The organism is Hymenobacter plasmatis, assembly GCF_020711255.1.
GTDB lineage: Bacteria > Bacteroidota > Bacteroidia > Cytophagales > Hymenobacteraceae > Hymenobacter.
Genome location: NZ_JAJFAW010000001.1, coordinates 126,911 through 141,618, shown reverse-complemented (window position 1 = coordinate 141,618; position 14,708 = coordinate 126,911). Strand labels below are relative to the sequence as shown.

At 62.5% G+C, this 14,708-nt stretch carries 13 protein-coding genes; 5 read left to right on the top strand and 8 right to left on the bottom strand.

Features of this window, described 5'->3' with window-relative positions; translation table 11 throughout:
• Positions 1-71 precede the first annotated feature (71 nt).
• Together LJ738_RS00610 and LJ738_RS00605 are read left to right on the top strand one after the other, a co-directional pair.
• Positions 72-632, top strand: a complete 561-nt coding sequence (locus LJ738_RS00610; RefSeq protein WP_227784389.1) for a DsrE family protein — start codon at positions 72-74, stop codon at positions 630-632.
• Positions 633-850: 218 nt separating this feature from the next.
• Positions 851-2,845 (top strand): T9SS type B sorting domain-containing protein, encoded by a 1,995-nt coding sequence (locus LJ738_RS00605; RefSeq protein ID WP_227784388.1) that lies wholly within the window; start codon positions 851-853, stop codon positions 2,843-2,845.
• 126 nt (positions 2,846-2,971) lie between these two features.
• Here LJ738_RS00605 and LJ738_RS00600 read toward each other — a convergent pair whose 3' ends face one another.
• From LJ738_RS00600 to LJ738_RS00585, 4 genes are all read right to left on the bottom strand, one after another.
• Entirely contained in the window at positions 2,972-3,628 is a 657-nt protein-coding gene (locus tag LJ738_RS00600) for a DUF4142 domain-containing protein (RefSeq protein WP_227784387.1), read from the bottom strand.
• A gap of 144 nt (positions 3,629-3,772) precedes the next feature.
• The gene (locus tag LJ738_RS00595) at positions 3,773-4,714 is read right to left on the bottom strand and encodes an NmrA family NAD(P)-binding protein (protein ID WP_227784386.1); all 942 of its coding nucleotides are present in this window, start codon (positions 4,712-4,714) and stop codon (positions 3,773-3,775) included.
• Between the two features lie 68 nt (positions 4,715-4,782).
• A complete protein-coding gene (locus LJ738_RS00590; RefSeq protein WP_227784385.1) occupies positions 4,783-6,189 on the bottom strand; it encodes a hypothetical protein in 1,407 nt (468 codons plus the stop codon).
• 117 nt (positions 6,190-6,306) lie between these two features.
• Positions 6,307-7,170 carry an SDR family NAD(P)-dependent oxidoreductase gene (locus LJ738_RS00585; protein WP_227784384.1) on the bottom strand — a complete coding sequence of 288 codons (864 nt, stop codon included), beginning with the start codon at positions 7,168-7,170 and terminating at the stop codon, positions 6,307-6,309.
• 261 nt (positions 7,171-7,431) lie between these two features.
• Here LJ738_RS00585 and LJ738_RS00580 point away from each other — a divergent pair, with 261 nt between their 5' ends.
• Positions 7,432-8,346 (top strand): pirin family protein, encoded by a 915-nt coding sequence (locus tag LJ738_RS00580; protein WP_227784383.1) that lies wholly within the window; start codon positions 7,432-7,434, stop codon positions 8,344-8,346.
• 4 nt (positions 8,347-8,350) lie between these two features.
• Here the strand turns inward: LJ738_RS00580 and LJ738_RS00575 are convergent, their stop codons facing one another.
• Positions 8,351-8,920, bottom strand: a complete 570-nt coding sequence (locus LJ738_RS00575) for a class I SAM-dependent methyltransferase (protein WP_227784382.1) — start codon at positions 8,918-8,920, stop codon at positions 8,351-8,353.
• Between the two features lie 174 nt (positions 8,921-9,094).
• Here LJ738_RS00575 and LJ738_RS00570 point away from each other — a divergent pair, with 174 nt between their 5' ends.
• On the top strand, positions 9,095-9,907 hold the full coding sequence (locus tag LJ738_RS00570) for an oxygenase MpaB family protein (protein ID WP_227784381.1): 813 nt from the start codon (positions 9,095-9,097) through the stop codon (positions 9,905-9,907).
• A 210-nt stretch (positions 9,908-10,117) separates the two neighbouring features.
• Here the strand turns inward: LJ738_RS00570 and LJ738_RS00565 are convergent, their stop codons facing one another.
• Positions 10,118-12,244 carry a prolyl oligopeptidase family serine peptidase gene (locus LJ738_RS00565; protein ID WP_227784380.1) on the bottom strand — a complete coding sequence of 709 codons (2,127 nt, stop codon included), beginning with the start codon at positions 12,242-12,244 and terminating at the stop codon, positions 10,118-10,120.
• 278 nt (positions 12,245-12,522) lie between these two features.
• Here LJ738_RS00565 and LJ738_RS00560 point away from each other — a divergent pair, with 278 nt between their 5' ends.
• On the top strand, positions 12,523-13,965 hold the full coding sequence (locus LJ738_RS00560; RefSeq protein ID WP_227784379.1) for a hypothetical protein: 1,443 nt from the start codon (positions 12,523-12,525) through the stop codon (positions 13,963-13,965).
• Positions 13,966-14,044: 79 nt separating this feature from the next.
• On the opposite strand, the gene LJ738_RS00555 is transcribed toward LJ738_RS00560, so the two are convergent.
• Together LJ738_RS00555 and LJ738_RS00550 are read right to left on the bottom strand one after the other, a co-directional pair.
• The gene (locus tag LJ738_RS00555) at positions 14,045-14,218 is read right to left on the bottom strand and encodes a hypothetical protein (protein ID WP_227784378.1); all 174 of its coding nucleotides are present in this window, start codon (positions 14,216-14,218) and stop codon (positions 14,045-14,047) included.
• Between the two features lie 80 nt (positions 14,219-14,298).
• Positions 14,299-14,694, bottom strand: coding sequence for an NUDIX hydrolase (locus LJ738_RS00550; protein WP_227784377.1), 396 nt, complete (start codon positions 14,692-14,694; stop codon positions 14,299-14,301).
• Between the last annotated feature and the right edge of the window lie 14 nt (positions 14,695-14,708).

The window sequence follows — 14,708 nt, the reverse complement described above, 5'->3', positions numbered from 1 at the left end:
GCAAGCCCAGCCTGATGCTTAAGTTATTCCAGATTCTCACCTACTGTTTCCAACCCTTTTCTTGCTTGCTCATGATGAATTCCACCGCTCGTTTTCTGGCTGGCGCGGCCTTGCTGCTCGTGGCTGTACCTGGCATCAGCCGGGCCCAAACGCCTACTCCGGCTGCTCCAGCCACGCCGGTACCCGTGGCCCAGCCCACCGCCACGCCCGCCCCGGTGCTGACGCCACCTAACGCGCTGGTGGCGGCGAAGGCGGCCACGTACCAGGGCGCGCCGGCTACCAAGGGCCACTACCGGGCCGTGTACCAGCTCGATAGCGACGACCCGAAGCTCATCAGCAAGACGCTGCACAACATGAAAAACGCCCTGGAAGACCCGCGCCTCAAAGGCAAGCTGGAACTGGAGCTGGTGGTGTTCAGCGGCGGCACGGTGGCGTTCCGGAAAGACCAACCCTACGAGGCCGACGTGCTGGCGTTACAGCAGGCGGGCGTCGTTTTGGCCCAGTGCCAGAACTCGATGAAGGCCTACAAGCTGACCAAGGCCGACATGCTGCCCTACATCTCCATCGTGCCCACCGGCAACGGCGAGCTGATTATCCGTCAGGCCGAGGGCTGGTCCTTGGTGCACCCGTAATTGTAGATGCCCATCGATTTCATCTACCATGCGTGCTGGTTTTGACCTACGCGAGAGCTGGCAGAGACTCGGCATGGCGGGCTCATCCAACACGGTGAGGCCCGGTGCTTTAAACAGTGGTTTTTCACCCTGTTATATGCGTCCCGCGCTATACAACGAGGCAGGAATTGAGCTACCTTGGCATGACTGATTTTAGGGCTGCTGTCTATCCCCTCTTCATGCGTCTATCTACTCTTAAAGCGACCTTATTGCCCGGTGGGCTGCTGCTGTGGCTGTGGCTTTTTGTGGGGCTGCTGCCGGCATCGGCGGTCCATTTGCTGGGCGGCGAAATGACGTATAAGTATCTCGATGCCAAAGGCCCCGCCGATAAGCCGTGGCGCTATGAGTTGACCATGCGGGTTTATTTCAACCCCAACACCGACCCCGTGGAGCAGGAGCTTATTATTAGGGTATACAGCCGATATACCCACTACGGCACCCCAATTCAACTGGTAAAAGTTAACCGCATCAGCAAAACCGTAATCACGGTGCCTACCCTGCCGGGGTGTGGCCAGGCGGCGCCTCCCGTCGCGCTGGGCCTGTACGTCACCACGCTGAACCTGCCGGTGACCAACGAGGGCTTCTGGTTGTCGTGCACCAACAGCAACCGCATTGCCGGCATCACGAACCTGAAGAATTCTGTGGATGAAAACATGACCCTGGAAGTGGAGATGACGCCGGGCACGGTGGTCAATTCCTCGCCGGTTTTTGCCAGCGTTCCCGTGGCCCTCATTTGCGTCGGGGCCAGCAGCTTCGTGGCCAATAACGCCTACGACGCCGACGGCGACCAACTCGTGTACGTGTTGAGCAAGCCCATCAGTGCTTATTTGCCGCTGCAGGTACCGGTGGCGTACGCGCCGGGGTATAGCGAATCGCAGCCCTTCGGGCCTACCGGGTTGCTTGCGCTAAACCCGAGCACCGGCCTTTCAACTTACTTCAGCCCGGCGCAAGGCGTATTTCAGCTGGCAGTCGACGTGCAGGAGTATCGCCAAGGGCTGCTGTTGAGCACCATGCACCGCGACATGCAGGTGGTGGTGCGCACCTGCAGCGGGCCCTCGGGCCTGCCGCCCGCCTTCACGGCGGCCAGCCTGGCCAAACGGGACTTCACCATAAGAGGAGGCCAAACGCTGGCCTTTGACGTGGCCGCTACCGACCCCGACGGCGACCCGCTGACCCTGACGGCAAGCAGCGCGCTGCTCGATGGCCCGGGCGGCATAGAAGCCTCCTTCGGCAACCAGCCCGGCACCAACGTGGGCGCCAACCCTGTGGGCAATGCCTCCATAAAGGGCGTCGGCACGGTGGCCGGCACTTTTCGATTAACCGGCTGCGGGCTGGACCGACGCGTACCCTACGAGGTGGTGGTAACCGCCGCCGACGAAGTGTGCAACAGCCAAACGGTGGTGGCCACCTTCCGCATCACGGTGGCGCGGCCCATTTTTCCGGGCTCTGTGCTGGGCACTGCTGATGTTTGCGCCCAAAGCGCGGCCACGTACTCCGTTTTGGGCGGCACGGGCTTTAGCCCCTTCCAATGGAGTGTGGAGGGCGGCCAGGTGCTGGGCCCCGCCACTGGGCCCACGGTACAAGTACTGTGGGGCGCTACCGGTACCGGCCTGGTGCGCGTGAATGGCACCACGGACCTGGGCTGCCCCACCCAGCCCGCAACGCTGCCCGTCAGCATCCGGCCCGGCCTGTCCGTAACGGGCCCCACGGCCTACTGCCTCACGGCGGCCACGGGGCTGCGCTACGCGGTATCCGGACCGAACGGCAACTACCAGTGGACCATTACCAACGGCACCATCGTGAGCGGGCAGGGCACCCGGGAAGTAGTGGTCGACTTGTCGCCGGGGGCCACGGCCACCCTGCGCGTAGCCGAGCCGCTATTCACTTCCTGCGTAACAACGCTGCTGGTGAGCCCCGACGACCGGTGCCTGTACTTCTACAACGTTATCACGCCAAACGGTGATACGCAGAACGAAACCTTTGCCATCAAGAACATCGAGCGCCACCCCAACACGGCGCTGACCATATTCAACCGCTGGGGCCAGAAGCTGTACCATTCCGACGACTACCACAATACGTACGGCAATGCAACCACGGCGCCCGGCCTCTATTACTACCTCTGCCAAACCGCCGAGGGTGCCATCTACAAAGGATGGTTTGAGGTCTTCCGCTAACGCAGCCGGAAAGCGGCCGCACCAAGCGCCGCCCAAAACAAAACCCCAGCCCGTGCGGATGCACTGGGCTGGGGCTAAGCGAGGAGCGGGTTCAGATTAACTATTCTGCTCCCGTTTCAATTCAGGCTATTTCTTTTCGAGGGAAGTAGTCATGTCCTGCTGAGAGTGCAGGACGGGCAGCGTTTTGGCAGCGTACGCCTGAACGGCGGGCGTTTCGGCCGCTTTGCTCTTCACCTCAAACATGGCAATGTCCATCTGGTGCGCTTTGTCCAGGAGGTCCAGGTAAGTGTCGTCGAATTCTTTGCCGCGCTTGTCCATCAGCCGGTCGGCCAGGGCCTGGTGCACGGGCATCATCGTTTGGGGCATCTTTACCCCCAGGGGCGCGGCAATGGCTTTTAGCTCCTGGTTGGCCTGGGTGTACTTGCTCACCATCGATTGGGCAAATTTTCGCACTTCGGGGCTAGTGGCTTTCTGGGCCGCCATCTGGCTGGCCCGAACTTCCAGCATGTTGCTGCTGGCCGCGTTCATCAGGAATACGGGGTCCTGCATGGTGGCAAACGTGTTCGTGTAGGCCGTCATGTCGGCGCTGCCGCCCGTGGCATCGGCGCCGGTGGCGGTCACCCCCGCGTTGGCGTCGGGGGCGGGCGTGGGGTTCATGTCGGTACCCATGCGGGTATCCGTGGCGTTGCTGGTCGCCGATTCGGAAGCGGCCGTGTTGGTGCTGCTACACGCGGTGCCGGTGGCCATTGCGGCAGCTATCAGGAAATAAGAAAAGGTTTTCATCGTCATTATCTAGCTGAAGAGTAAGATTTCGACGTCTATATACGGCACACCTTAAAACAGGTAGGCGTTTTCGTACATTTTGCCTGGATAACCGCTTAGCCTGCGCCTACAGTTGAGCTAACGCAGGGCTGCTCCGGCCGGAAATCAGGCGGCTCGGGTGGCCAGCACCTCCCGCACCGGCGTCCACCGGATGTCGGGGTAGCGGGCATTGTCCAGGGGCTGAAGCTTGGGCCGGCCCGTAAACATGTTGTGCATGTACTGCATGCCCTGCCAGGGCGGAAACACGTCGTCGCTGGCCGGCATCAGGGCTTTGGTCACTTTTATCAGAGCGCCCAGCACCCACACCCCGCCCATGCGCAGCAGCTTAAACGGCTGGCCAGTGGCTTGGCTGGCGGCCTTTTGCAGGCCCCGCACGGTGGCCACTTCGCCGGCCACGCGCAGGTAGCGCGGCGTGGTGGGGTCGAGGGCCGCGGCGGCGGTAAATTCGGCGGTATTGGCCGTGGTGGTGAAGTCCAGGGGCTGGTCGGCGTCGCCGTAGTACATCACCCGCTTGATTTTGAACAGCACCACCGGCGCCTGACCGGTGAGCAAGTCGGTAAACATGCCGTTGAGCACCGACGTGGCCTGAATGGGGGCCTGGTCGAGCCGTTGATTGAACTCCCGGCGCAGGTCGAGGTTGCGGTTGGAGCCCACTGGGAGCTTGGTGTAATCGATGCAGTAGTCGGACGGAATGAAGCGGGGCACGCCGGCCGCCACCGCCGCATCGAGCAGCCGCTTTTGCAGATCCACAATCACTTCGCGCAGCCCCGACAGGGCCGAGACCACGCAGGCCGCGCCCGTGCAGGCTTTCGTGAGCGCCGTTACGCTGTTGAAATCGACTTCTACCAGCTCGGCGCCCTGCTCGCGCAAAGCGGCCACTTCCGGTTTGTGGGCACTGCCCGGGCGCACCAGCGCCCGCACCACGGCGCCGCGCGCCAGCAGGGCCAGCCCAATGCGGTGCCCCAAATCCCCGGTGGCGCCGGCCAGCACGATGGTGGCGCGTTCGGTAGTTGGGCTGCTTTGCTTAGCGGTAGTAGATTCTGCCAAAATGTGAGACTTAAGAGTTGGCGATGAAACCAGCGGCAGCGGATATGGTTAGCTCAAGCGGTAAGCTTTTACAGCGTGCGCTTCTTTATCTTCTCCAGTTCCTGCTCGTAGGCCGTAGTGGAGGCCTTTTCCTGCCGGGCTACCGCCACGGCTTGCTGTTGCATGGCCGCGGCCTCGCTGAAGAACCGGAGGCGGTAGAGCAGGTGGGCCAGGGTATCGTAATTGTAGGCGGCGGGGTCCAGGTCCACGGTGCGCTTGCTCCACTGCAGGGCGCGCATGAGGTGCTGGCTGTTGCGGGTCCCGGTTTGATACACCGACCAAGCGCCGTTGTTCAACTCCTGCAAAAAGGCGGCCGGGGGCACGCGCCGGGCCGTCGGCTCCATCGTCGTAACGCGGCTCACGTTGGGGCCCATGCCGCCGGGCTGGCCGGCCGTTGTGCTCAGGCGCTGCCGGTTGGCCAGCTGCTCCTGCCGGAACGCTTGCAAAGCCGCCACCGCTTTCCGGGCCGAGTCGGCCGAGATGCCCGTGTTGATGCGGTCGTAGTAGAGCACCGCCGACCGCAGGTAGCTGGCCGTGTCTTTAATGGCGCTTAAAAAGCGCAGCATGTTGGTTTCGTAAGCCCGCGAGCCCTGCTGGTAGTTATTGGTCCAGCTGCCGCGGGCAAAATTGGCACCCTGAGTAGCGAGCACGCGGTTTTTGGTGGCAATGGCCTGATTCATCGTGTTGGCGATAATCAGGTTGTTGATGGCGACGCGCCGGGCCAAGGGCAGGCTGCGGAACAGGCTGTCGTAGAGCCGGGGGTTGAGCCGCGTGAGCTGATGGGCTTTGCTGCCCACCACGGGGCCGTTGTCGAGAATAAAGGTCACTTCGGCGGGCTGGTCGAAGGCGTGCACGGGCAGCAGCTGCACGTAGGCATCGAGCACGGCGGGCTCCACGCGCAGGCCCAGCTGCCGGTGCTTGCCGATGTAGCGCTTCAGGAATTCGGCCGACCAGTGGCCCTGGCGGTATTCTTCCTGTAGGTGGCTCAGGTTCTCGGGGTCGGCCTGGGCTTGCTGCACCGCCTGCAGGTCGTGCAGGTAGCGCTGCTCGCTGGAGGCATTGCCGAAGTTACGGTAGAGCAAGGTGCCGTCGGGGCCGAAGTATAGGTAGGTGGGGTAGCTCGTCACCGCGTATTTGCGGACCACGGCCGCGGTTTCGGCCTTGCCAAAGGGCAGCTCCTTGCTCAGGAAGTCCTTGTTGAGCGCGGCCACCACGGCCGGGGCGTTGAGGCCCGATTCGTTGCGCATTTTCTGGAGCGCCGCCGGCGTATTGGCTGACACCGGCGGTGGTGCAAGCAGCACAAAAACCGGCTTGTTCAGCTGCCGGGCCCGGGCAAAAACCTGCGCCAGCGAGTCTTTCTCGAAGCGTATGCGTTGGGCGCGCACCGGGCTTTGAGCACCTAAAATGATAAGAAGCGCTAGTAGGAAATATTTCATCAATGAGCGTGAGGGTAGAGCAATAAAAGTAGTAGCTATTACTTCGATATTTAGATTTTGACTGCGCCAGCAGAAAGGCCCTACAAAGGCTGGTTTGAGCTGATACGCTGATGGCGGCTACCGCTTCGGCGGCAGCAGCCCAATGCCCTTGCCCAGGAGCCAGTCGAAGAGGCGGGCGGGCAGGAGCCGGGGCACTATCCAGCTGCGGAACACATCCGGCGCGATGGTGTAGCGCAGGCGCGGGCGCGGCGTTTCCAGAATGCCCACCAGTCGCCCGGCCACGTAGTCGGCGCTGAGGCCTTTGTCGCGGGTGCTGCTCACGTAGCCCGCGAAGCGCTGGGCAGCGGCATAGTAGGGGGTGTCGCGGTAGGGCGCCAGGTCGATGCCCTTGTCCCAGATGGGGGTTTTGGTCACGCCCAACCCAATGAGCACCATGGGTATGCCAAACAGTTGCAGCTCGCGGCGCCACGAGGCCGTGAGGCCTTCCAGGGCAAACTTGGTGCCCACGTAGGCGCCCATAAACGGAGCGGCCACCTGCCCGCTCACCGAGCCAATGTTGATGACCCGGCCGACGCGCCCCTGGAAATTGGGCTGGGCCCCGAGCAGGGGCAAAAACGCCTGGGTCACCTGTACGAGGCCCAGCACGTTTACCTCAAAGTGCTGCCGCACCACCTCGATGGGCTGGTACAGCAGCGGCCCGCCCAGCGCAATGCCGGCGTTGTTGATGAGGCCGCGTAGAGGCTCGCCGGCCAGTTGGGCCTCCACCTCGGCCGCGGCCCGGGCAATGGCGGGGCCATCGGTCACGTCGAAAAGCAGCGGCACAAAGGCTTCGCCCAGCTCCGCTTGCAGCCGGGCGGCATCGGCGGGGGTGCGCACGCTGCCAAATACGCGGTAGCCGCGGCTGAGAAACGCGCGGGCCGAAGCCAGCCCCAGGCCGCTCGATACGCCCGTGATTACCAGGGCCGGAAGAGCCGTTTTCATGGGACGGAAGGTAGCTCAATTACGGCAACTCTGGGGCACGCGGGGCATTGCTGAGTCGCAGATGGCTGCGGTAAGCATCTCCGCTTTAAACGCCCCCTATCCTACTTTCAGACAACTTGCTGGCGACCTGCCGAGCCGGCTATTCAGAAATTGAGCTGACCAACGAGCATGCCGCTTGTTATTTCAGCGTATTTCCCAAAACGGGCCACAAACCCAGTGGGCACCGGGCCATAACTTTAGGTTTTCACCTGTGCTCCTGCCATGCTCGACCTTGTCATCGATGCCCGCCCCGCCGCCATTATGCCGGGGTTTGATGTGAAGCGGATTCTGCCCTACCGGCTGCGGCGCATGCTGGGGCCGTTTATTTTCATGGACCACGCCGGCCCCGTGCACGTGCCGCCCGAGCAGCTGCCGAGGTTTGACGTGCTGCCCCATCCCCACATTGGGCTAAGCACGGTGAGCTATCTATTTGGCGGCCAGGTCACCCACCGCGACAGCCTCGGCGTGGAGCAGATTATCCGGCCGGGCGAGGTCAACTGGATGACGGCCGGCAGCGGCATTGCCCACTCCGAGCGGTTTGAGGACCCGGGCGCGCTGGCGGGCGGCGCCCTCGAAATGATTCAGACCTGGGTGGCCCTGCCCGAAGCCGCCGAAGAACAGGCGCCCACCTTCGCCAACTACCAGCCCCAGGAGCTGCCCATTTTCACCGACCAAGGCGTGTGGATGCGCCTGATTGCGGGCGATGCCTTTGGCTTGCGCAACGAGGTCAAAACGCATTCGCCCCTGTTTTACCTGCACGTGGTGCTGCAGGCCGGCGCCCGCTTTGGCCTGCCCCGTGGCTACCCCGAGCGCGGCGCCTACGTGGCCAAAGGCAGCGTGGAAGTAAACGGCCGCCTCTACACCCCGGGCCAGCTGCTGGTGTTCACATCCGGCCTCGACCCGGTGCTGGTGGCCCGCGAGCCCAGCACGCTGATGCTGCTGGGCGGCGAGCCGCTGGGCGAGCGGTTTATCTGGTGGAATTTCGTGTCGTCGCGCCGCGAGCGCATCGACCAGGCCAAAGCCGACTGGAAGGCCGGCCGCATTGCCCTGCCGCCGAACGACAACGCCGTGTTTGTGCCGCTGCCGGAGGATAAGTCGCGCCCGGCGGGCTCGCCGCCCCCGCAGGCGCTGTCCTGAGGGATTACACCTCCTCCGGGGCGGGTGCGTACACCAGCACGTGCGCGGGCGGCAGGTTCAGCAGCACGTAAGCATGGTCTAGCAGGCGAAAGAATTTCGCAAACAGCCGCTTGTTCTGGAGCGAATACTGAAACAAAATCAGCTTCCCGGTGGGCCGGAGCAAGTTGCGGGTGTGCTCGAGGATGCGCCAGCCCTGCCGCCGCGGCAACGACGAAAACGGCAGGCCGCACACCACGTACTCGGCCGCCGGCGCGCCCAGCTCCTGCAGGTACTGGCCGGTTTTATCGGCCGAGCCGTGGATGATGTGCACGTTGGGCTGGCCGGCGTAGCGCTCCCGCAGCAGCTTGGCAAAGCGCCGGTTCAGCTCCACGAGCACCACCACGGTTTCGGCTTTGCGGCGCTGGATGATGACATCGGTGAAGACGCCCGTGCCGGGCCCGTACTCCACAATGCAGCGGGCGGTGGTGAAATCGATGGGCTCCATCACCTTGTCGGAAAGCTCGCGGGAACTGGGCACCAGCGAGCCCACCGTGGCGGGGTTGCGGAAAAACTGCTCGACAAAAGGAGTAAGCATAGGCCAGAAAGGGGTTAATAGAACGGACGTCGGGCCGCCAGGCGCCACTTTTACGGGGGCTTGGCGCCTGCGTATACGGCGGCACCCCCATAGAGCCGGCGCAGGCGCTGCACCAAGCGGGTACCAGCAGCGTTGGGCCAGGAGCTTTTAGCTCAATTTTTCCGTTTTTTCGTCATGGCTTATTTCGTTGCAAAAGATTCGGTGGTCCGCGCCATCTGGGGCAAGGCCGATACCGTGCTGTTCATTTTTGCGGGAGCCGCGGCCGAGTTTGCCCTCAACAAGGCCGTGGACTGGCTATACTTCACCGGCCGCCTGCCCGCCGACCCGCTCGCCCGCCTGTTTTCGACGGTGGAGTACGCCCGCAAAATCCTGTACTCCAGGCAAGCCGACGCCGAGCGCGCCATCGATTCCATTGCGGCCATCCACGCGGCCGTGGAAGCCAAGCGCGGCATGGCCATCCCGGACTGGGCCTACCGCGACGTGCTGTTTCTGCTCATCGATTACTCCATCCGCGCGTTCGAAACGCTGGAGCGGCCGCTCACCCTCGCCGAAAAAGAGGAGATATTCGACGTGTTTGCCCGCGTGGGCCAGCGCATGGGCATCCGCGACCTGCCGGCCAGCTACGCCGAGTGGCTGCCGGTGCGCCAGCAGCACCTGGCCGCCGACCTGGACTACAGCCGCTTCACCGCCGACCTTTACCAGCAATACCGCAAGCACCTGGGCCCCTTCCGCTACTGGCTGCTGCGCCACGCCCAGCGCCTGGTGGTGCCCGGCACCGTGCGCGGGCTGCTGCAGTTGGGCACTATCTCGTGGGTGCGGCCGGTGCTGCCGGTGTACCGCCGCACCCAGCAGCTGGCGCTGGGCCGCTGGATGCGGGCGGCCATTCTGCCGCCCGCTTACCGGGCCAAAATTGACGCATTGGATAGCGAGCCGCGGCACCTCACCCCTGCCGGGCACGGCCCCTCTCTCGCGGAGAGAGGAGCCTAGCGCCGCCTGTCATTGCGAGCGCAGCGCAGCGGAACGCGGCAATCCGTCCTGGTCTCAGCGACAAACCCTTGATGATGTGACAAGCCCTATTAAAAAGCCCCGACTCTGCAGTAGAGCCGGGGCTTTTCACATTATTGGGCTGGTCGCTGAGACCAGGACGGATTGCTTCGCTGCGCTCGCAATGACAATTACCCTTCTCCGCGGGAGAGGTTAGTTGTTCTGATACGGCGTCACGCCCATGTTCTGGAACATGAAGCTCCATTTGTCCGTCAGCTCGCTGATTACCTGGGCGGTGGAGCGCCCGGCGCCGTGGCCGGCTTTGGTTTCAACCCGGATGAGCACCGGCGCGTCGCCTTTCTGGGCTTCCTGCAGGCGCGAGGCGAATTTGAAGGAGTGCGCGGGCACTACCCGGTCGTCGTGGTCGGCGGTGGTGACCATGGTGGCGGGGTAGCTGGCGGGCTTCAGGGCGTGGTAGGGCGAGTACTTGTAGAGGTACTCAAACATCTCCTTGGAATCCTGGGCGGTGCCGTAGTCGAAGGCCCAGCCGGCGCCGGCCGTGAACTGGTTGTAGCGCAGCATGTCCATTACGCCCACGGCGGGGAACGCCACTTTGGCGAGGTCGGGGCGCTGGGCCATGGTAGCACCCACCAGCAGCCCGCCGTTGGAGCCGCCCGAGAGGGCCAGGTGGTCGGTGTCGGTGTATTTGTTGGCTTTGAGGTACTCGGCGGCGGCAATGAAGTCGTCGAACACGTTCTGCTTTTGCAGCTTGGTGCCAGCCAGGTGCCACTTTTCGCCGTACTCGCCGCCGCCGCGGAGGTTGGGCACGGCGTAGATGCCGCCGTTCTCCAGCAGCACGATGTTGGCGGGGCTAAAGCCGGGGGTCATGGAGATATTGAACCCGCCGTAGGCATACAGCAGCGTGGGGTTTTTGCCGTTCAGCACCATCCCTTTTTTGTAGGTGATAATCATCGGGATGCGGGTGCCGTCTTTGGAATTATAAAACACCTGCTTCGACTCGAACTTGGTGGGGTCGAACTGCACGCCGGCCTTCTTCCACACCGTGGATTTGCCGCTGGCAATGTCGTACTTGAAAATGGTGGGCGGGTAGATGTAGGACGTGAAGGTGTAGTAGGTTTCCTTCTCTTCCTTCTTGCCGTTGAAGCCGCTGGCCGTGCCCAGCGCGGGCAGGGCAATGTCCCGCTCCTTCTTGCCGGCCATATCGTACTGCTCAATCAGCGAAGTGGCGTCTTTGAGGTACTGGGCAAATATTTTGCCGCCGGCGGTGCTCACTTCCAGCACGTTCTTGGTTTCCGGAATCAGGGTTTTCCAGCTGGCGGGCTTGGGGTTGGCGGCGTCCACGGTCACCACGCGGTTGTTGGGCGCGTTGAGGTTGGTGAAAATGTAGAGCTTGCTGCCCACGTTGTCAACCACATCGTTGTTGGTCTTCTCATTGTCGACCACCGTCACAATGGGGCTGTTGGGCTTGCTCAAATCCTGGATGTACAGCTCGTTGCCGGTCGTGGTGTTGCGAGCCGAGATAACCAGGAAGCGCTGGTCTTCCGTCACGGAGCCGTTGATATAGCGGCGGGGCGTTTTCTCGCCGCCAAACACCAGTTTATCGGTGCTTTGCGGCGTACCCAGCTTGTGGTACATCAGTTTGTGAATCTGGGTCTTGCCGACCAGCTGGCTGCCGGATTTGGGCTTGTCGTAGCTGCTGTAGTAGAAGCCGTCGTTGCCCTTCCACGCGGTGCCCGAGAACTTCACATCCTTGAGCGTATCGCCCACAATGGACTTGTCGGCGGTGCGCAGCACAATCACCTTGCGCCAGTCGGAGCCGCCTTCCGAAATCAGGTAGGCAGCCAGGCTGCCGTCTTTGGTGAAGTTCAGGCCGGCCAGCGATGTGGTGCCGTCCTTGGAAAAGGTATTGGGGTCGAGGAACACCTCCGGGGTGCCCGTGGCGCCCACCTGCCGGTACACCACCGACTGGCTTTGCAGGCCCGTGTTTTTCGAGAAGTACGTGTACTTGCCTTCCTTAAAAGGGGCGCCGAATTTCTCGTAGTTCCACAGCGTTTCGAGGCGCTTGCGCACGGCATCGCGGAAGGGAATCTGGGCCAGGTAATTCTGGGTCACCTTGTTTTCTTCCTGCACCCAGTTTTTGGTGTCGGGGGCCTGGTCGTTTTCCAGCCAGCGGAACGGGTCGGCTACCTTGGTCCCGAAGTAAGTCGTCACGGTGTCGACCTTTTTGGTCTGCGGGTACGGCAACGTTTTGATGGGGGCCTGGGCAAACGCTTGCGAGCTCAGCAGCACCGCCGCCAACGAGGCATAAAGGCTTCTCATAAGGGGAATTTTAGGGTAAATGGGAGGATGCAAAAGCGGGTGAGGAAGCGGGTTGCGGTCTTTTCAGCCCTGTCCACACTCGATTGTGTAGGGCAAGATACACCACCGCCGGCGTTGCAACCAGCACAAACTGACCAAGCTCGACGGCAGAAAACTGGCGTTGCTTCGGTCTCTGCCCGCGCCCATGCCATGCCCCAGCTCAACTGTATTGCCGTAGTTTCGCCTCAAAATTGAGCTGGCTGCTGCCTCTCTCCCACCCTCTACCAAGCCCCTGCTAAGTGCTGAAACGAAACTGGCATTACCTGCTGCTCCTGTTCCTGCTGGCCGACCTGGGGCATTCGTTTTGGCAGTACCTGCAGTTTCCGCTCGACGGCGACCTGGCGCCCATCGTGTGGCCCGACGAGGCGTACCGGCGTGTGCTGCACGACCCGTTTGGCCTGCGCGTGCTGCTGCACCACGAGCATTACTCGGCGCCCAATCGGTTTTTCACCCACTTCTTTTTGTACGAATACTTCCGGCACGTGCCACTGTGGCTGCAGCAGCTGCTGAGCCCCGTCGACAGCCTGTACGTGGCCTGTGCGCTGTTGAAAATCGCCGTGCACGCCCTCGTGGTGTACGTGCTGGCCGTGGCCATCAGCAACAGCCGCCACCTGTTGAGCCGGCGGTTTTTGCTGGCGGCTGCGCTGGTAGCGCCCCTGCTGCAAACAGGCGGCTACAACTACCAGATGGGCGTGGTGGACTGGTCCATTACCTACGTCGCCTTCTACGCGCTGCCGCTGAGCTTGCTGCTGCTGTTTTTCCTGCCGTATCTGCGGGCGGCAGTGCACGGCACCCCGCTGCAGGTGTCGTGGGCCGGCTATGCTGGGCTGATTGGGCTGGCCGTGGTGCTGGCGTTCAACGGCCCCACCGTGCCGGCCACGGTGCTCCTGGTGTGCCCTGTGGCGCTGCTCGGGTGCTGGTACCGGGCCTTTGCCGCGCGCCCGGCCCTGGAACCGGTGCTGAATCGGGCGGTGCGCGCCCTCGCCCAGCTACCGCCGGCCTTGCTCGTGCCGTTTGGGCTGTTCAGCGCCCTGAGCTTGTACTCGATGTTTATTGGGCTGAATAACTCTGAGAGCCAGTGGGCCAGCATGCCGCTGGCCGAGCGCTATGCGCGGCTGCCGCTGGGCATCTACTACGAGCTGACCGAGGATGTGGGCCTGCCAGTGCTGCTGGGCCTGCTGCTGCTCAACGCCTTCCTGCTGCGGCGGCAGGCCGTACCGAGCGGCCGGGTGCTGGCCGTGCTCAAGTGGTTGGGCTGGTTTGCGGTGGCGTACCTGCTGCTGCTGCCCCTGGGCGGCTACCGCTCCTACCGCGAATACATTGTGCGGCACGACAGCATCCTGCCCATCACGCTCGGCCTGATTGGCGGGTTTGCCCTGTCGGCCTACTTCCTGCTCACGCACCTGCCCACCCCAGCCCGGCGGCGGTATGCTGCAGCGGTAGTAGCCTGCCTGGCGCTCTTCACCTTTGCCGACCTGCGCAAGCTAGGCACCTCCAACGACTGCGAGCGGAGCCTGTTTGCCCAGTTGTCCAAGTCGCCGGACCCCATCGTGCGCCTGCCGGCCACGTGCACCATGCTGGACTGGCAACCCCTCACCGACTACCACAAATCCGAGCTCGACGGCAAGATGCTGCAGTACTGGAACATCACCAAAACCTCCAAGCGCTACTACCAGCAGTAAGCCGGGCCGCCCGCTCCTTCCCTGTGCAGGAACCGTAGTGGCTATCAACACCGGTGCATTTCAGCTCAATAAAGAAGTCTTACTTTTTTGCCTTCTTTTTCTTAGGCTTGTCGGTTTCCTCCACGGCATCGGCAAAAATCTTCGTTATCAGCCCCGAAAGCAGGCCCACCGCCACTTCTGTCCCGTGCTTGATAATCAGCCGTTTTACCTCTTTGAGAATGGCTTTACGCGTTTTGGACTTAATCAGGGCCATGGTTGGAAGGATATAAAGGCGGAATAAGCACCGGCAACTTATGTATACGGCCCCGGCGCAATATTCTTTGCCTGTGCCGGCTATTCCGCCAGCAGTTCCTGCTCCTTGAGCCAGTCAAAAATTAGCTGGTCTACGGCCGAAACCTCGGGCCGGTGCCGGTAATTGAGCCACACCACTTCTTCGATTTCGGCCGCGGGCTGCAAATGGCCGGTGTAGCGGGCACTGTAGCAGGTCATTTGCACCAAAATACCCTCGGGGTGGCCGTGCGCCGGTGCGGTGAAGGTGCCCACGTACACCAAACTGGCCGGGTCGAGGTCCACCGTCAGCTCTTCCTTGATTTCGCGAAGCAGGGTTTGCTCGTCGGTCTCGCCGGCCTCGCGCTTGCCGCCGGGGATGTAGTAGCGGTTTTTGCCGCGGCTGCGGGTGCTCAGCAGCTGGCCGTTGTGCAGGTGCAGCCAGGCTATTTTGTCAATCATACAACCTTGTAATG